Source organism: Actinomadura luteofluorescens (assembly GCF_013409365.1).
In the GTDB taxonomy this organism is placed as follows: Bacteria; Actinomycetota; Actinomycetes; order Streptosporangiales; family Streptosporangiaceae; genus Spirillospora; species Spirillospora luteofluorescens.
Window position 1 is genome coordinate 9,217,003 of record NZ_JACCBA010000001.1, and the last position, 18,058, is coordinate 9,235,060.

An 18,058-nucleotide genomic window follows, 5' to 3' on the forward strand; every position below is an offset into this window, starting at 1 on the left:
CCATGGGATGTGCGCCATCAGATCTGGGAGCGCGGGTCGGTCAGGTCGCGGAAGGCGTCGCCCACGAGGCCGACGCCGGTGACGACGGCGGCCAGCGCGATCGCCGGCATCGTGGAGATCCACCAGGCCGACCCGAGGTAGTCGCGGCCCGCCGAGACGGTCGCGCCCCACGACGCCTGGTCCGGCGGGATGCCGAGGCCGAGGAAGCTCAGCGACGCCTCCGCCACCATGACCAGGCCGATCTGCACGGTCGCGGCGACCAGCAGCGGCTGCCAGCACGACGGCAGCACGTGCCGGAACAGGATCCGCGCGTGCCCCGCGCCGAGCACCCGCGCCGAGTCGACGAACTCCAGGTCCCGGGTCGCGAGCGCGGACGCCCGCACCACCCGGGCGAAGATCACCCAGCGGGTCACCGCCAGCGTGATGACGATGTTGGTGACGCTCGGGCCGAGGACGCCCGCGATGAGGATGGCCAGCAGGATCGACGGGAACGCCAGCTGCACGTCCCCGAACCGGGACAGGACGCTGTCGGTCCACCCGCCGAAGTAGCCGGACACCAGTCCCGCCACCAGGCCCACGGCGCCGCCGATGAGCACGGTGGCGGCGCCGACCAGCAGCGACACGCGGCTTCCGGCGAGCAGGGCGGTCAGCATGTCGCGCCCGACCTGGTCGGTGCCGAGCCACGCGACCGACCCGTCCCCGAGCCGGGAGCCCGGCGCCAGCAGCCGGTGCGGCAGGTCCGTCGCGGCCGGGTCGTAGGGCATCAGCATCGGCCCGAACACGGCCGCCAGGACGAACAGCCCGACGATTCCGAGGCCCGCCCACGCCCGCGCGGGCAGCCTCCTGCGCCGCCGGACCGCGGGAACCGGGATCGCGGCGGGAGCGATGGCACTCATGCGTCCTCCTTGCGGGGGACGATCCCCCGCGCCCCCTGGTTCACTGCGTTCATGCGTTCTTTTGGTGGGGGGGCGACCCCCCACGCCCCCCGGTTCGCTGCGCTCATGCGTTCTCCGGGGTGAGTCGTGGATCGAGGGCGACGCACAGGACGTCCACGAGGAGGTTCAGCGCGATGTAGGAGACCGTGATCGTGACGATCGCGGCCTCGACGACGGCGTAGTCGCGGTTGGTGATCGCGTCCACCATCAGCGAGCCGATGCCCGGCCAGGAGAACACGACCTCGATGATCACCGCGTTGGCGATGAAGTTGCCCATCAGCAGCCCGAGGACGGTGACGACCGGCAGCGCGATGTTGCGCGCCACGTGCACGTACATCACGGCGCCCTCGCCGGTGCCCTTCGCGCGGGCGGTGCGGACGTAGTCCTTGCCGCTCTCCTCCAGCGCGCCGTTGCGGACGAGCCTGGCCAGCCATCCGACGAACGGCAGCGCCAGCGTCACCGAGGGCAGGATCACCGCCTCCGGGCCGCCGCCCGCCGTGCTCGGCAGCCAGTTCAGCTGCCGGGCGAACAGCAGGATCAGCACGATGCCGAGCCAGAACGACGGCACCGCCTGCCCGACCAGCGAGCCCGTCGAGACGAGCAGGTCGAGGATCTTGCCGGGCCGCCGCGCGCACAGCATGCCGAGCGGGTAGCCGGCGGCGAGGGTGATGACCAGCGCGAGCGCGGCCAGCGTCAGGGTGGCGGGGAACCGGTCCAGGACGGCGCCCATCGCGCCGCCGCCGAGCCGCCACGAGTCGCCGAAGTCGCCGCGCAGCACCTCGCCCATGTGCGCGAGATACTGCTGCCAGAGCGGCTCGTCCAGCCCGAAGTCGGCGCGGACGGAGGCGAGCTGCGCGGGGCTGGCGTCCGGCCCGAGGATCAGCGTCGCGGGATCGCCGGGGACGACGCGCACGACGAGGAACACGACCGAGATGGCGCCCCAGGCCACGATCAGGGCCTGCCCGGCCCGCCTCAGCAGGAACCGTCCCATCAGGCGCCTCCGTTCGCGGTCCGCGACGAGGCGCGGACGACCAGTTCCGCGGGCAGCAGGGTCTGCCGCGGGGAGCCCGCGCCGGACTCGCCCGACATCCGTTCGAGGAGCCGGTCCACCGCGGCGGCGCCGACGCCGGCGGCCGGCAGCCGGACCGTGGTGAGCGGCGGCGCGAGGTAGGCGGCGAACGGGTGGTCGCCGTGCCCGGCCACGAGGACGTCGCCGGGGATGCTCAGCCCGTGCTCGGTGAGCGCCCGGTACATGCCGAGCGCGAAGTAGTCGTTGCCGGCCAGGACGGCGGCGCCCGGCCCCACGCGGCCGGCGAGCTCGCGGCCGATCTCGTAGGAGTCCTCCGGGTCCCACGGCTGCGAGCTGGCCTCGCGGCGCCGGGTCGGCACCTTCACCATGTGGTCGTCGCGCACCGCGATGCCGTGCTCGTCGAGCACCGCCCGGAACCCCCGGACGCGTTCCGCCACGGGCGAGATGTCCAGGTCCTCCTCGACGAGGTACAGGTCGCGGGCGCCCTCGGCGACGAGGTGCTCGGTGGCGCGCCGCGCGCTGTCGTAGTAGTCGACGCCGACGAGGTCGGTGTCGAGCCCGGGCAGGTCGCGGTTGACCAGGACGACGGGCGTCCCGGACTTGCGGAGCCGGTCCCAGTGGTCGATCCCGTGCTGGACGGGCACCGCGAGGACGCCGTCCACGCCCCAGCGCATCAGCTCGTCCACGACGCGCTTCTCGTTGTCCACGCTGTCCTCGGTGACCATCAGCATCAGCGAGTAGCCGTGGACCCGGCCGCGCTCCTCGATCGCGCTGATCAGGCGCGTGTAGAAGGGGTTGGACGGGTTGGTGATGACCAGGCCGAGGGTCATCGCGTTGCCCTGCACGAGGGACCGCGCCATCGTGTTCGGCACGTAGCCGAGGCGGTCGGCCTCGGCCCGCACCCGCTCGCGGGTCTCGGGGCTGACCGCGTCCTTGCCGGCCAGGGCGCGGGACACCGTGTTGACCGACAGGTCGAGGGCGGCGGCGATGTCCCGCAGGGTGGCCCTGCGGCGGGGTGTCATGGGTTCCTCCTGACCGTGGACAGGTCCGGCTGGTTGTTCGCCGCCGGGGTGAAGCCGGTGAGCCCGGTCCGCAGCCCGTAGGCGGTGGTGAGCGCGGCGGGGAAGATCCCTACCGCGTCGTCCCAGATCGTCTTGCAGGCCCGCCCGTACAGCTCCTCGCGCCGCTCGGGCTCGGCGGCCTGCCCGGCCTCGGCGAGCACCGCGTCCAGCCCGGGGTTGCGGTAGCCCATCCGGTTGGCCTTGGAGGTGTAGAGCCGGCCGAGGGTGAACGCGGCGTCGCCGGTCGTCACGGTGTTGGTCTGCAACTCCATGTCCCAGTCGAGGGAGTTGAGGCGCTGCAGCCACTGGGCCTTCTCGATGCTCTGCGGCCTGACCTTCACCCCGATCCGCGCCCACGCCGAGATCATCGACTGGGCCAGCTCGCGGGCGAGGGGCCCGGTGGCGTCGAACCACATCATCGTGGTCTCGAAGCCGTCGCCGAGGCCCGCGGCGCGCAGCGCCGCGCGGGCCGCGCCCGGGTCGTGCTGATACGGCGCCTGCTCGGCGTGGCCGAAGACGGTCGAGGGGATCGGGGCGCGCATCTGCTCGGCGCCCGCGCCGAACAGCTTCCCGACGATCTCCTCCATGTCCAGGGCCTGCCACATCGCCCGCCGGACCCGCGGATCGGTGAACGGCTTGCGGCCGCAGTTGAACCACGTGAGGTAGTAGGTCCAGCTCGGCACCGTCTGGACCCGGACCCCGCGCCGCCCCCGCACCTCGCGGAGCTGGTCGGACGGGACGGGCCACAGAAGGTCGACGTCCCCGTTGCGCAGGGCCGTGATCGCGCTGGAGGTCTCGGCGATGAACGGCATCGAGATGCCGGGCAGCCCGGCGGGGCCTCCCCAGTACCCGTCGAACCGGGCCAGCTCCACGTTGGTCGACGGGGTGAACCCCGTCACGCGGAACGGGCCCGAGCCCACCGGGCGGCGCTTCTGCGCCGGGTCGGCCACGCGCCGGGCCGGCACGATGAACAGCAGTGTCAGGTTCACCGGCAGCGTGCCCATCGGACCGTCCGTCACGAACGTGACCCGGTGGTCGCCGTCCGCCCGCGCGGACTTCACCGTGGCCCACAGCGCGGTCTGCGCCGACTTCACGGCCTTGGTGCGCTCCACGCAGGCGACGACGTCCCGCGCGGTCAGCGGGCTCCCGTCGTGGAAGCGGACGCCGGGACGCAGGTCGAACACCCACGTCGTGTCGTCCGTCCGCCGCCACGACGTCGCCAGGCCGGGCGCGAGCCGCCCGCCCTCGTAGCGGACGAGCGTGTCGAACACCAGCCGCTTGACGATCAGCGACGCCTCGTCGACCGCCGTCCCCGCGTTGTAGGGGTCGAGGTCGGTGACCGGCTGCCCGAACGCGGCGCGCAGCGAGCCGTCCGGGGCGGCCGCCGCCCCCGGCGTCGCGCAGCCGCCGAGCGCCACGGCGGAGGCGGCCAGGCCGGTCAGGGCGAGGAACTCGCGCCTGCGCACGTCCATGACGGCTCCTCTCAGCTCTTCAGCGCGAGGTAGATCATGACCTTCGCCGACGCCTCGCCGCCGTCCTCGCCCTCGACGGCGCCCTTCAGCCGCAGCCAGCCGCCGAAGCCGGACGACTCCCAGGTGACGAGGTCGCCGGCCACCTCCCGCTCGGGGTCCAGGTCGCACCAGTGCAGGCCGTCGGGGGAGACCTGCGTGGTGACCCGCATCAGGGTCCCGGTACCGGTCCGCTCCAGCGTCCGGACGAACCAGCGGGCCTCCGCGGCCCACGCCACCTCGTACGGCTCCGTCGCGAAACCGCCCGCGAGGGTGCGGTTGCGCTCCAGTACCGCCGTGAACGACTCGCGCATGCTCTGGGGGCTCCTCACCAGTCGACCGAGATCAGGACGGAGTCCAGGTACAGGAAGTTGCGCACGTCGGTGTGCGTCCTGACCGAGACGTAGAAGTTCAGCAGGTTGCCCAGGGAGCCGTACTCCTCCTCGTACGGCGGCACCGGCACGTCGCGCATGTCGTAGACGGTGTCGTTCACCTGCAGTTCGATGTTCGAGCGCGTGCTGGTGTCGATCACCCAGCGCACGTAGTGCCAGTTCACCTTGGTGGGCACTTCGTTGTAGCAGAGTTCCTGCGGACCGCCGAAGGGCTTCCAGTCGTCCGGCTCCGGGGCGGTGAAGTCCGCGGTCGGCGGCAGCTTGACCTTGCCTTCGAAGTGCTCGCGCGGGGTCGGCTCGGGCACCGTCGGGTACACCCACTCGCGCCGCAGCCGGTTCTCCAGGTCGGTGTTCAGGTAGCGGGCGACGCAGTGGTAGCGGACGCCGTCGCAGATGTCGGTCGCGATGGTGAACGCGCCGAACTGCTGCTCGGACGGGTGCAGGTTCGCGTCCCACTCGCCGGCGCCCGCCTTCGACGCCGCCTGGTTCTCCTCCGAGGCCGCCTCGGTCTTGAAGGTCAGGTACGCCTCGAACTGCACCCGCCCCCGTCCGGCCATCGTGAGCCGCCGGATCGCGACGCCGGTGTGCCCGGCGACGGGACGCGTCGCGACCTTCAGCGCGTACGTCCCGGACATCGCGCCGTGCGTGCCGACGTCGAAGAAGTTGCAGGAGCTGAGCTGCGGCGGCCGGAAGTCGCGCATGTGGTCGTCGACGGTGTCGAGGTTGCCGTGCCCGTCGTAGTTGCCGAGCAGCTCGATCCAGCCGTGGGTGCCGGTGTTGAACTCGTCGTGGACGAGGATCCGGTCCAGCGGGTTGAAGCGGGACAGCGCGGGGTCGGCCCGGCGCAGCTGCGCGACCAGCGACGGGTCGCTCGCGGGGTCGGTCATCGGGTGGGCTCCTGAATCCTGACGGTGGCGTGCACCATGTTGTGGTCGGACCGCAGCAGGTCGCGCGGCTCGCCGGCCTGGGCGGTGGTCTGCGGGACGAGCGTCCACTGCAGGACGCGCGTGCCGTTGCGGACGAAGATGTGGTCGATCTTGTCCTCGGACCTCGGCAGCGGGATCTTGCCGCCGTTGAACGAGGCGTACTCGGCGCCGGTGCGGCGGTTCGCGGGCGCGGCCTCGAACGAGTCGGCGTAGCCGACGTCGGAGAAGGCGTCGTAGGCGCTGTGGCCGTCCTCCTTCGACGCCGAGTTCATGTCCCCGGCGAACACGATCGGCAGCCGCCGGGTGTAGGCGTTGTCCCGGGTGAGGTACTCGGCCGTCCGGCGCGCGTCGAGGTAGCGGACCTCGTCCCAGTTCTTGGTCCAGCCGTTGGGGTCGGTCGCGCCGTTCTTGCGGTACTCCAGGTGCATGTCGACGACCACGAACCGCATCCCGGAGCGCAGGTCGCGCAGGGTGTTCCAGGTCATCGTCTTGCCGTAGATCTCGGTGGAGTCCGGCAGCCACAGCAGGTCGTGGGGGAGCGCGCGGCCGCGCTCGTCCAGGTGGGAGAACCTGCGGGCGTCGTAGTAGGTGTAGCGGCCGGCGCCGGACTTGAGCGGGTAGCCCTCCTGCGGGTGCCGGGTCCCGGCGTAGTCCGCGGGGGCCTCGGCGTAGCCGCGGGCGCTCATCGCCTTGGTCAGCGGGGCGCGGAACGACTCCACGTCCACGCCGGGCTGCGTCGGGGTGGGGTTGTTGCCGATCTCCTGGGTGACGACGACCCCGGCGCGCGCCCGGACGATGTCGTCGGCGACCCGCGCGGCGCGCCCGTCGGCCCAGGGCTCCAGCTTGGTCGCGCAGTCGCGCCCGATCGTGTCGACGCAGGCCTGCGTGGTCGGCAGGCATCCGTGCCCGCAGGTGTTGTAGGTCGCGATCCGCAGGTCGATCTTGCGCTGCGGGCCCTGCGCGGCCTGCGCGCCCGTGGCGGGGACGAGCAGCGCCGCGGCGGCGAGCCCGGCGGTCAGGATCGCCAGGCGGCGGGCGGGGGGACGGGCGGGGGGACGCGTGGTCCTCATCCGAGGGGGCCTTCCTGTTTCCGGGGTGTCACATTAACGTTAACGTGATCGTTCACACACCTTGGATGTTCACCCGTCCGCCTGTCAAGAGCCGAAAAGAAAACGACCCGGCCGTCCGCGTGAGCGGACGACCGGGCCGTCGCCGTGCCGGTCGGGAGGCGCCCGGGTTACTGGAGCAGGGCCCAGTGGCCGGTTTCGCGGCCCGGTTCCTTGCCGGAACCGCCGCGGGTCGCGCGGAAGAGCTCGCCCTGGTGGCGCACCAGTGCGCCCGCCCTGTAGGCCGCGCCGCCCTGCCAGGCCGGGACGCCGGCCGGCGAGATGCGGCTGGTGCGGCCGTCCGCGCTGCGGGTCCGGGCCAGCGCGTACGCGCCGGCCCGCACCGGTGCCGTGTAGGGGCGCCAGTCCACGCCGTCGGTGGAGTACTCGACCGCCAGGCCCGGGTTACGGACGTTCGCCGAGAGCGTCCCTTCGGAGATCTTCGCGCCGGGCGGCGGGACGCGGTAGTTCACCCCGGTGCCGCGCAGGCCCACCGGCTTGTAGAACGACAGGAGCGGGAACGTCTTCTGGCCGAGCGTGTTGCTGAAGTCGTTCCAGGCCGCGTCCATCCTGTCCGGCGCGGGGGTGTCGCGGTTCCAGGCCCGCTCGGCGACGCCGAGCAGCTTCGGGAACGCCTGGTACTCGCGGATCCCGGGCGCCTTGCCGTTCTCGGCCCACAGCTGCGCCTCCAGGCCGAGGATGTTCTTGCGGCCCTCGGGGGTCAGCTTCGTCCAGGCCGGGTTCGGCGTGATCGGGTTGCCCCAGCGGTCCTCGGTGGCGTTGGCGTACACGTCGAACGGCTGGTAGCCGAAGGTGCTCTTCTCGTCCACGTAGGCGGCCCAGTAGTAGCCGGGCTCGTCCGGGTCCTTGCCGTAGGCGAGGTCCATGTACAGGTTCGTGGCGTGCGCGAGGATCACCGGCGTGCCCTCGTTGGCGAACCGGTAGGCCCAGTCCTCGCGTCCCCAGCCCCAGACGTTCTGCCAGGGCAGCGGCGTGAACCCCTTGAGGCGGAACGAGCGGTCCGGGTCGGTGATGTCCTCCCAGCCGGAGGTCGCGGGGGCGTACTTGTGCGCGATGCCGTTCCAGCGGGTGAAGAACAGCTCCTTCAGCTCCTCACCGGACTTCCCGGCCGTGTCCGGCGCCTTGCGGCACGCCGGGGAGCCGGACCACCAGCCCTCGGGCGGGCCCGGCGGCTCGTCGCCGCCGAGGTTGAGGCGGTTGAGCGGCGCGCCCGCGCGCTCGTACATCTTCGCCACCTCGGACGCGACCTTGTCCAGGAAGGCGTAGGTGCTGGGCAGGCACGGGTTCGCGAGGTTGTCGGTGTAGTACTGGACGCTGGTGTGCCGGCTCGTGTCGGCCGGGTCCAGCAGCCGGTACGCGGAGTCGTGCGTCCGCTGGTACCGGCGCTCCATCGACTGGACGGCCGCCCGCGCGTGCGCCGGGAAGTTCAGTTCGGGGACGACCTCGATGTGCCGCTCGGCCGCGTACCTGAGGATCTCCTCGAAGTCCTGGACGGAGTAGAAGCCGCTCCCCTTGCCGACGAAGTTGAGCGTGCCCTGCTCGAAGCCCTGGTAGGCGGGCGCGCGGCCGAGGTTGGCCTCGGTCTCGCCGGACGCCTTGCCGGAGATGCCGTCGCCGGGGCGCAGGTCGTCCGCCGACCCCATGCCCTGGTGCAGCGCGCCGGTCTCCCGCAGGTCGAACTCGCGCCTGGAGCCGAATCCGGTCAGCTCGGGCAGCCCCGGGATCTGCAGCCGCCACCCCTCGTCGTTGGTCAGGCCGAGGTGCAGCCGGTTGAGCTTGGTGAAGCTCATCAGGTCGAGGAACTTCTCGATGGTCTGCCTGGTCTCGAAGTGGCGGCCCACGTCGATCTGCAGGCCCCGGTAGCCGAACAGCGGCGCGTCGGAGATCCGCGCGCGCGGCACGTCCACCGTGGCCGGGCGGCGCCCCTTCGCCGCCGCCGCGTACGCGCCGGCGGGAACGAGCTGCCGCAGCGTCTGGACGCCGTAAAGGACCCCGGCCCGGTCGGTGCCGGTGATCCGGACGCCGCCGCCGTCGGCGGTCAGCGTGTAGCCCTCCGCGTCGGCCTTGCCGTCGCGGTCGACGTCCAGCTTCGGGTCGACGGCCAGCGAGACGGGCGCGCCGCGCCCGGCGGCCACGTCGTCCAGCGCGGAGCGCAGGTAGGCCGCCTCCCCGCGCAGCGGGCCCGGCGCCGAGACGCGCGACCCGCCGCCGATCGCGACCGTGCCGCCGGACGCGGCGGCCGACAGCGGCTGCGGGACGATGCTCTGCCGCAGGGTGAGGTCGAGCCTGCGCGCCGTGTTCTCGGCGTACCGCGACGCGGCCGTCTGCACCGGCCGGTGGTCGCCCGAGAAGGCGGTGGTCTGCTTCGGGTCGGCCGGGTCCAGCAGCGCCTTGGCCGGGACCCACGAGGGGCGCCCGCCTCCGAAGGAGACCGTCCACCCGGCGGGCGCGTCGGACTTGTGCACGGCCCACAGCTCGAAGTTCACGTCGATCGCGCGCCGCTCACCGGGGGCGACAGCCTCGAAGCCGTCCGCGGGCTCGAGCGTGTAGAAGTCGCCGCTGCGCGCGTCGTCCGCGCGGGTGATCGCGAGGCCCTGGGCCGCGAGCTGGGCGCGGGCGGTGTCGCCGGCCGCGCCGTCCAGAACGGCGGCGGGCCGGCGGACGGCGTTGAAGCGCATCGCCCATCCGCCGGAGCCCAGCGCGCAGCGGTCGTCGCGGTTGTCGATGGTCAGCCGCGCGCGGTGGTACTGCGCGTCGGCGACGGTATGGTCCACCGGCTGGTAGGTGACCATGAGATCGCGCGCGTCCGGGTGGCAGTCCGCCGCGGCGGCTCCCGGCGTGACGATGGCCGCGAGGCTCGCGGCGAGCGCGGCGGCCGACAGCACGGCCGCGGGTCGGTTCGGCATGAATAGGAAAGTAACCTAATAGTTTGCCGCGGGGCCGCGCCTGATCCGGCCACCGCGGAACGCGCAGGCGGCGCCGCCCGTCCGTTCCCGGTCAGTCCGGGAATCTTGACGCGGCGGCGCCGCCGCTGATCGGCGGGATCAGGTGCTCGCGCTCAGCTCCAGATCCTTGATCTTCGGGTCGCCCTCGTCGGCGAGGTAGTCCGCCGCGCGCGTGGCGTCCTTGCCGTCCGCGAGCTTGGCGGCCTTGCAGACCAGGGTGCCGGCGACCGCGACCACCACGTTGACGGCGAGCGCCAGCATGCCGACGTACACCGTCGTCTTGGTGTCCAGGCCGAGGTCGCTCAGCGGGTAGGCCGAGCCGCCGAAGTGCTCCTTGCCCTTGGCCGGGTTCGGGATCTGGTACAGCATCCACAGGCCGGCCGCCATGCCCGCGGCCCAGCCGGCGATGAGGGCGCCGCGGTGGAACCAGCGGGTGACGAGGCCGAGACCCACCGCCGGCAGCGTCTGCAGGATGATGACGCCGCCGATGAGCTGCAGGTCGATCGAGAACTCGGGGTCGAGCGCGAGGATGCACACGACCGCCCCGGCCTTGACGATCAGCGAGACCAGCTTGCTGACGGTCGCCTCCTCCTTGGCGTCGGCGTCCCGCCGGATGTACTCCTTGTAGATGTTGCGGGTGAACAGGTTGGCCGCCGCGATCGACATGATCGCCGCCGGGACCAGAGCGCCGATGCCGACGGCGGCGAACGCCACGCCCGCGAACCAGTCCGGGAACATGTGGTCGAACAGCAGCGGGACCACGGTGTTGGTGTCGGGCTTGCCGCCGGTGCTGACCGGCTTCACCCCCGCCGCGATGGCCATGTAGCCGAGCAGCGCGATCAGGCCGAGCACGAAGCTGTAGGCGGGCAGCGCCGCCATGTTGCGCTTGATCACGTTGCGGTTCTTGCTGGCCAGCACGCCGGTGATGCTGTGCGGGTAGAGGAACAGCGCCATCGCCGAGCCGAGCGCCAGCATCGCGTAGTTCAGCTGGCCGCTGGCGGCGACCGTGATGCCGTCGCCCGGCGCGGGCGTCTTGTCGAACTTGGCCTTGGCCGCGTCGAAGATGTCGCCCCAGCCGCCGAGCTTCGCCGGGATGTACAGCACCGCGACGATGATGACCAGGTAGATCAGCACGTCCTTGACGAAGGCGATCAGCGCGGGCGCGCGCAGTCCGGACTGGTAGGTGTAGGCCGCGAGGATCACGAACGCGATGATGATCGGCCAGTGCCCGTTCACGCCCATCGCCTTCAGCACCGCCTCGATGCCGACCAGCTGCAGCGCGATGTAGGGCATCGTGGCGACGATGCCGGTGATCGCGATGACGAGCGCCAGCGTCGGGGAGCCGAACCGGGCCCGGACGAAGTCGGCCGGCGTCACGAAGCCGTGCACGTGCGACACCGACCAGAGCTTGATCAGTACCAGGAACACCAGCGGGTACACGACGATCGTGTACGGGACGGCGAAGAAGCCCGCCGCGCCCGCGCCGAACACCAGCGCCGGGACGGCCACGAACGTGTAGGCGGTGTAGAGGTCGCCGCCGATCAGGAACCAGGTGATCCAGCTGCCGAAGCTGCGGCCGCCGAGGCCCCACTCGTCGAGGCTGTGCATGGAGTCGGGCCGCCGCCACCGCGCGGCGACGAAGCCCATCCCGCTGACCAGCAGGAACAGGACGGCGAAGACGATGATCTCGGTGAGGTGGTCGCGTGCCATCGGCTCAGCCCCGCTTCTTCGTCATCTGGTACACGAGGACGGTGCAGGCGACGCCCAGCGGGATGAAGGCCAGCTGGATCCAGTAGAAGGCGGGGAAGCCCGCGAGGCGGGGCTTGTCGCTGTTGTAGAGGAACGTGAGCAGCGGGAGCGCGACGGGCACGATCAGCAGCCAGTTCCAGGGGCTCCGGTCGGTGCGGTCGGCGACCGGCGGAGGCTGGGTCGGAGTCGGTTCCCGGGAGTCGTCGGGAGTCATGGGGGTCCTCCTCGTCTTGCCCGCGCACGGTCCGCCCGGGTCGCGTGACGGGACCGTGCCGGGGGTGCGGCCGGGCGAGCCTACACACCCCCTGGTCACAGCCGGATATCGGCCGCGGCACGACTTCGGTGGATCGCTCCACCCTAGGAAGGGCCAGGTAGGGAACCGGTCGGCGCCGCGTCAGGGAACGGTCAGGACGGTCCGCGCGGCAGCCGTCTCCGGCCAGGGCCGCCCGTCGCCTGCGAGCGAGAGAGGAGCGCCCCCGCCCGGCTGGGGGGCCGGTGTTCGTCCAGGTCATGGACGTCGCTCTCGGTGTACGGCCGACCCCGTGCGGGGGCGTCATGGTAACCTCGCCGCATGCGAACCGCAGCCTCCCGGTGGTGGTGGCGCCGCTGAGGCGGTGCCGGTTCGCGCGTGTTCAAGACCAGGCGACCGCCCTCACCCGGCGGTCGTTTCGTATTTGCGACGCCCGGTGGGGGCCCGACATGAGGGGCCACCGCGGTGGAGACCGTCTCACGACAGCCGCTTACCAGCGAGTTCGTCACGGCCGGGGGCGTACGGGTGACCCGTACCGCCGTCCCGGTCGACTCCGAGCGCAAGTCCGACGTGCTGAACGTCCTCGTCGCCGCCGTGGGGGAGCGGCGCGGGGGCGTGCTCAGCTCCGGCATGGAGTACCCGGGCCGCTACAGCCGCTGGCACATGGCCTACGTCGATCCCTGCCTGGAGATCGTCGCGCGCGGCCGGACGGTCGCCGTCCGGCCGCTGAACGGGCGCGGCCGGATCGTGTTGCCCGCGCTGGCGGGGGCGCTGCGCGGCGTCGGCGAGGTGCGGACCGACGAGCCCGGCCTGTTCGAGCTCTTCGTCCCGGCGGCCGAGGGCTTCTTCACCGAGGAGGAGCGCAGCCGCCAGCCGACCGTCTTCACGGCGCTGCGCGCCATCGTCGACCTGTTCCGCTGCGACGACCCCCACCTCGGCCTCTACGGGGCGTTCGGGTACGACCTGTCATTGCAGTTCGAGCCCCTGCGGACCAGGCTGGAGCGGCCTGACGACCAGCGCGACCTCGTCCTGCACCTGGCCGACGAGATGGTCGTCGTCGACCGCAAGCGCGAGACCTCGCACCGGATCTCCTACGAGTTCGAGGTGGACGGGTCGGGCACCGCGGGTCTGCCGCGCGACACCGGGGCGACGCCGGTCCGGCGGCGGGCCGGCGTCCCGGCGCAGCCCGTCCCCGGCGTCTACGCGCAGATGGTGCGAAACGCCAAGGAGAAGTTCGTCCGGGGCGACCTGTTCGAGGTCACGCCGGGGCACGCGATGTACGGCCGCTGCGACGCGCCCGCCGCCTTCTTCGAGCGGCTGCGGGAGTCCAACCCGGCCCCGTACGAGTTCCTGTTCAACCTCGGCGACGGCGAGTTCCTGGTCGGCGCGTCGCCGGAGATGTTCGTCCGGGTCAGCGGCGACCGCGTCGAGACCTGCCCGATCGCCGGGACGATCAGGCGCGGCGCCGACCCGCTGGAGGACGCCGAGCAGATCCGCACCATCCTGTCCTCGGCGAAGGACGAGTCCGAGCTGACCATGTGCACCGACGTGGACCGCAACGACAAGTCCCGGATCTGCGTGCCCGGCAGCGTGCGCGTCCTCGGCCGCCGGCAGATCGAGATCTACTCCCGGCTCATCCACACCGTCGACCACATCGAGGGGCGGCTGCGCCCGGGCTTCGACGCGCTCGACGCGTTCCTCACCCACATGTGGGCGGTCACCGTCACGGGCGCGCCCAAGGCGTGGGCGATGCAGTTCATCGAGGACCACGAGGACTCGCCCCGCCGCTGGTACGGCGGCGCGGTCGGCTGCGTCGGCTTCGACGGCTCGATGAACACCGGCCTGACGCTGCGGACCGCGCAGATCCGCGACGGCGTGGCGACCGTCCGCGCCGGCGCGACGCTGCTCTACGACTCCGACCCCGACGAGGAGGAGCGCGAGACGCACCTAAAGGCCAGCGCCCTGCTGAGCGCGCTCGCCGCCGCGCGCAAGGGCACCGGGGCCGCGCCGCAGGAGGCGCCGCTCCCCGCGCAGCCGGGCGAGGGCGTCAGGGTGCTGCTCGTCGACCACGAGGACTCGTTCGTCAACACCCTGTCCGACTACTTCCGGCAGCACGGCGCCTCCGTGGCGACCCTGCGGCACGGGTTCCCGATCCGGATGCTCGACGAGCACGCCCCCGACCTGGTCGTGCTGTCGCCCGGCCCCGGACGCCCGGAGGACTTCGGCACCCGCGCGCTCCTGGACGAGCTGGACGCCCGGAAGCTGCCGGTGTTCGGCGTCTGCCTCGGGCTGCAGGCGATGGTCGAGCACGCCGGCGGCGAGCTGTCGCTGCTGCCCGAGCCGTCCCACGGCAAGCCCGGCCAGGTGAAGGTCACGGGGGGCGACCTGTTCGAGGGCGTGCCGGAGGAGTTCACCGCCGCCCGCTACCACTCGCTGCACGCCACGCCCGACCGGGTGAAGGGGTTCCAGATCACGGCGCTGACCGGGGACGTCGTGATGGCGATCGAGGACCCGGTGCGGCGGCGCTGGGCCGTGCAGTTCCATCCCGAGTCGATCCTCACCGCGGCCGGGGGCGCCGGTCACCGCATCGTCGCCAACGTCCTGCGCCTGTGCCGCGCCGGCGGCTGACGGTCCCCTGGGCGGAGGGCCCCGTAGTTCCGAAGCACTAGGGACGGGGGCCCGGAAATGGGCCTGAGGTTCCTGTCGCGGCCCCCGTCGCGGCGGAAGACTTGTTCCCGGTCACAGCGCGCCGCCGGTCCGGGGTGCGGGTGATCGCCGTTATCCCGCGGAGGGGGGAGGGCCGCCCTCCCCCCTCCGTAACAAAACGGATAATTCGGTCATCCGTAACGTGCTTGTGGTTTCTTGGGTCTCTCTGGGGGGACGCCGGGGGCCATGATGACAATCCTGTGGCTCATCGCGGTCATCCTGGTGATCGCCGGCATCTACGTGATCCTCGCGCGGCGCGACCTTCTCTGGGGCATCGTCCTCATCGTCGTCGGACTTCTCGTCGGCCCCGGCGGGGTGAGCATCTTCACCTGACCGGAACATGGCCGGCCGGGGTGAAAACCTGACGAGACCTGTCAGGTTTCGGTGCCAGCATCGTCCCCATGAGCCGTCCACTGACAGGAAAGATCGCACTGGTCGCGGGCGCCACGCGCGGAGCGGGTCGGGGAATCGCCGTCCAGCTCGGCGCCGCGGGCGCGACCGTCTACGTGACGGGACGGTCCACCCGGACCCAACGGTCGGAGATGGACCGTCCCGAGACCATCGAGGAGACCGCCGAGCTGGTCACGGCCGCGGGCGGCGAGGGCATCGCCGTCCAGGTCGACCACCTCGACCCGGCACGGGTCGCCGCCCTCGTGCGCCGCATCGACGGCGAGCGCGGGCGGCTGGACGTCCTCGTCAACGACGTCTGGGGCGCGGACCGCCTCTTCGAGTTCGGCAAACCGCTGTGGGAGCAGTCCCTGGACGACGGCCTGCGCATGCTCAGGCTGGCCCTCGACACCCACGCCATCACCAGCCACTGCGCCCTGCCCCTGCTGATCCGCCAGCCCGGCGGCCTGGTCGTGGAGATCACGGACGGGACGGCCGAGTACAACGCGGCCTACCGCAAGGAATGCGGCTACTTCTACGACCTCGCCAAGACCGCCGTCATCCGGATGGCCCTCGCGCAGTCGGAGGAGATCGCGCCCCACGGCGCGACCGCCCTCTCGCTGACGCCCGGATGGCTGCGCTCGGAGGCGATGCTCGACAACTTCGGCGTCACCGAGGAGACCTGGCGCGACGCGACCAAGGCGACGCCGCACTTCGCGATCTCCGAGTCGCCGGCGTTCGTGGGACGCGCCGTCGCTGCCCTGGCCGCCGACCCGGAGCGGGCGCGCTGGAACGGGGCGTCGCTGTCCAGCGGCGGGCTCGCCCAGGTCTACGGGTTCACCGACACCGACGGCAGCCGCCCCGACGCCTGGCGCTACATCGTCGAGGTGGAGCAGGCGGGCCGCCCCGCCGACGTCACCGGGTACCGCTAGCCGGCGGGCCGGTCCGCCGCCCGGTACAGCTCCGCGAGCCGGGCGGCGTCCCGCGCCATCCGCTCCCGCAGCTCCGGCGGGGCGAGGACCTCGATCTCCGGTCCGAGCCGCCTCAGCTCGGACGCCGCGACGAGCGCCGACTCCACGGGCAGCACGGTCACCATCCACCCCCGCTCGTCGGGCTCGCCCGCGGCGGCGGCCGCCTGCCGGGCCGCGTACGGCTCGACGGCGTACCGCAGGATCCGCATGCCGGCGGGGGACAGGCGCACCGTGGCCTCCTCGCGCAGCACCGACCGCACGAAGGCGGCGGCCTGACCGCGCCAGTGCCCGGCGAGGTCGAACTCCTCGTCGCGCCGGAAGAACTCCCCGGTGGGGCGGACGGCGGCGACGCGGTCCACCCGGTAGGTGCGGTGCCCTCCGCCGGCCCGCGCGACCAGGTACCAGGTGCCGTTCTTGAGGACGAGCCCGTACGGCTCCGCCGTCCGGGTGACCTCGGTGTCCTTGCGGCGGTAGCGCAGTTCCACGGTCTCGTCGTCCCACACGGCGCGGGCGAGGTCGCGCAGCAGCGGCGGCGGCCCGCTCTCGCCGAACCAGCCGGGCGCGTCGAGGTGGAAGCGCTGGTTCGCGCGGGCGGGCGCGTCCCGCAGTGCCCTCGGCAGCGCGGCGAGGACCTTCAGCTCGGCGGCGGCCAGCGCGTCGGCGCGTCCCATGTCGCCGGCGGGGCCGGGCAGCCCGGACAGGAACAGCGCCTCGGCCTCCTCGCGGGTGAGCCCGGTGAGCCGCGTCCGGTAGCCGCCGACCAGCCGGTACCCGCCGCCGCGCCCCTGGTCGGCGTAGACCGGGACCCCGGCCGCCGACAGCGCCTCCATGTCCCGGTAGACGGTGCGCTCGGACACCTCCAGCTCGCGCGCCAGCTCGGCGGCGGTCATCGTCTCCCGCGACTGCAGCAGGAGCACGGCGGAGATCAGTCGGGCGGCGCGCACGGGGACCATCCTGCCGAACGGGAGGGTTCTTGACAATTTCGTGGGAGGTTCGCCGCATTCGCCTGTCCCGGCGGGCCGGGGGGCTGTTAATTTCGCGGCGTGCCTACCGACGACACCACCCTCGCGGCGTTCATCGACGCCCTCCCGAAGGTCGAGCTCCACGTCCACCTCGTGGGCTCCGCCTCCGTCCCGACCGTCCTCGAACTCGCCCGCCGCCACCCGGACGGGCCCGTCCCCGTCGGCGAGCGCGAGCTGCGCGCCTTCTACGAGTTCCGCGACTTCCCGCACTTCGCCGAGGTCTACGAGTCGGTGTCGAGCCTCGTCCGGACCCCGGAGGACGTCGGCACGCTCGTCTCCGGCGTCGCCCGCGACCTCGCCGCGCAGAACGTCCGGTACGTCGAGCTGACCGTCACGCCCTTCACCCACCAGCGGGCCGGGATGCCGATGCCCGCGGTGACCGAGGCGCTCGACCTCGCCGCCCGCGAGGCCCGCGACCGGCTCGGCATCCGCGTCTCCTACATCTTCGACATTCCCGGCGAGTTCGGCGCCGAGGGCGCCCGCGGCACCCTCGACCACGCGCTGCACCACCCGCCGGAGACGCTCGTCGGGTTCGGGATCGGCGGCATCGAGCAGTGCCGCCCGCCGTTCCGGGACGCGTTCCGCGACGCCTTCGCCGCCGCCCGCGCCGCCGGCCTGCGCAGCGTCCCGCACGCCGGGGAGATGACCGGCCCGGAGACGATCTGGGAGGCCATCGAGGGGCTCGGCGCCGAGCGCATCGGCCACGGCACCAACTGCCTGGACGACCCGCGCCTCGTCGCCCACCTGCGCGAGACGCAGCTGCCGCTGGAGGTCTGCCCGACCTCCAACGTCTGCACCGGCCAGGTCGCCGACCTCGCCGCCCACCCCCTGCCGCGGATGCTGGAGGAGGGGCTGTTCGTCACCCTGAACAGCGACGACCCGCCGATGTTCAGCACCACCCTCACCGGCGAGTACCGCGTCGCGGCCGAGGCGTTCGGCCTGGGCCGCGCCGAGCTGGCCTCCCTGGCCCGCAACGCGGTGACGGCCTCGGCGCTGGACGAGGAGGGACGCAAGGCGATCATCGCCGACATCGACGCGCTGGGCTGAGC

The 18,058-nt window shown here is 72.5% G+C and carries 15 protein-coding genes; 4 read left to right on the forward strand and 11 right to left on the reverse strand.

Features of this window, described 5'->3' with window-relative positions; translation table 11 throughout:
• Nucleotides 1–17: 17 nt before the first annotated feature.
• From BJY14_RS42370 to BJY14_RS42415, 10 genes are all read right to left on the reverse strand, one after another.
• Nucleotides 18–896, reverse strand: coding sequence for an ABC transporter permease (locus BJY14_RS42370; protein ID WP_179848739.1), 879 nt, complete (start codon nt 894–896; stop codon nt 18–20).
• A 103-nt stretch (nt 897–999) separates the two neighbouring features.
• On the reverse strand, nt 1,000–1,926 hold the full coding sequence (locus BJY14_RS42375; RefSeq protein ID WP_179848740.1) for an ABC transporter permease: 927 nt from the start codon (nt 1,924–1,926) through the stop codon (nt 1,000–1,002).
• Entirely contained in the window at nt 1,926–2,987 is a 1,062-nt protein-coding gene (locus tag BJY14_RS42380) for a LacI family DNA-binding transcriptional regulator (protein ID WP_179848741.1), read from the reverse strand. The genes BJY14_RS42375 and BJY14_RS42380 overlap by 1 nt, the downstream gene beginning before the upstream one ends.
• Nucleotides 2,984–4,498 carry an ABC transporter substrate-binding protein gene (locus tag BJY14_RS42385; protein ID WP_179848742.1) on the reverse strand — a complete coding sequence of 505 codons (1,515 nt, stop codon included), beginning with the start codon at nt 4,496–4,498 and terminating at the stop codon, nt 2,984–2,986. The genes BJY14_RS42380 and BJY14_RS42385 overlap by 4 nt, the downstream gene beginning before the upstream one ends.
• An 11-nt stretch (nt 4,499–4,509) precedes the next feature.
• The gene (locus tag BJY14_RS42390) at nt 4,510–4,848 is read right to left on the reverse strand and encodes a hypothetical protein (protein WP_179848743.1); all 339 of its coding nucleotides are present in this window, start codon (nt 4,846–4,848) and stop codon (nt 4,510–4,512) included.
• A 14-nt stretch (nt 4,849–4,862) separates the two neighbouring features.
• A complete protein-coding gene (locus BJY14_RS42395; protein WP_179848744.1) occupies nt 4,863–5,813 on the reverse strand; it encodes a DUF6772 family protein in 951 nt (316 codons plus the stop codon).
• Nucleotides 5,810–6,922 (reverse strand): exonuclease/endonuclease/phosphatase family protein, encoded by a 1,113-nt coding sequence (locus BJY14_RS42400; RefSeq protein ID WP_179848745.1) that lies wholly within the window; start codon nt 6,920–6,922, stop codon nt 5,810–5,812. The genes BJY14_RS42395 and BJY14_RS42400 overlap by 4 nt, the downstream gene beginning before the upstream one ends.
• Nucleotides 6,923–7,089: 167 nt before the next feature.
• A complete protein-coding gene (locus BJY14_RS42405) occupies nt 7,090–9,885 on the reverse strand; it encodes a family 20 glycosylhydrolase (RefSeq protein ID WP_179848746.1) in 2,796 nt (931 codons plus the stop codon).
• 138 nt (nt 9,886–10,023) lie between these two features.
• Entirely contained in the window at nt 10,024–11,634 is a 1,611-nt protein-coding gene (gene mctP, locus BJY14_RS42410; RefSeq protein ID WP_179848747.1) for a monocarboxylate uptake permease MctP, read from the reverse strand.
• Between the two features lie 4 nt (nt 11,635–11,638).
• Nucleotides 11,639–11,887 carry a DUF3311 domain-containing protein gene (locus BJY14_RS42415; RefSeq protein WP_179848748.1) on the reverse strand — a complete coding sequence of 83 codons (249 nt, stop codon included), beginning with the start codon at nt 11,885–11,887 and terminating at the stop codon, nt 11,639–11,641.
• A 561-nt stretch (nt 11,888–12,448) separates the two neighbouring features.
• Here BJY14_RS42415 and BJY14_RS42420 point away from each other — a divergent pair.
• From BJY14_RS42420 to BJY14_RS42430, 3 genes are all read left to right on the forward strand, one after another.
• Nucleotides 12,449–14,551, forward strand: coding sequence for an anthranilate synthase component I (locus BJY14_RS42420; protein ID WP_376770032.1), 2,103 nt, complete (start codon nt 12,449–12,451; stop codon nt 14,549–14,551).
• Between the two features lie 264 nt (nt 14,552–14,815).
• A complete protein-coding gene (locus BJY14_RS42425; RefSeq protein WP_165959128.1) occupies nt 14,816–14,962 on the forward strand; it encodes a GPGG-motif small membrane protein in 147 nt (48 codons plus the stop codon).
• Between the two features lie 68 nt (nt 14,963–15,030).
• Entirely contained in the window at nt 15,031–15,948 is a 918-nt protein-coding gene (locus BJY14_RS42430; protein WP_179848750.1) for an SDR family oxidoreductase, read from the forward strand.
• Here BJY14_RS42430 and BJY14_RS42435 read toward each other — a convergent pair.
• Nucleotides 15,945–16,931 (reverse strand): helix-turn-helix transcriptional regulator, encoded by a 987-nt coding sequence (locus BJY14_RS42435; protein ID WP_312879735.1) that lies wholly within the window; start codon nt 16,929–16,931, stop codon nt 15,945–15,947. The genes BJY14_RS42430 and BJY14_RS42435 overlap by 4 nt on opposite strands.
• A gap of 99 nt (nt 16,932–17,030) precedes the next feature.
• Here BJY14_RS42435 and add point away from each other — a divergent pair, with 99 nt between their 5' ends.
• On the forward strand, nt 17,031–18,056 hold the full coding sequence (add, locus tag BJY14_RS42440; RefSeq protein ID WP_179848752.1) for an adenosine deaminase: 1,026 nt from the start codon (nt 17,031–17,033) through the stop codon (nt 18,054–18,056).
• Nucleotides 18,057–18,058 lie beyond the last annotated feature (2 nt).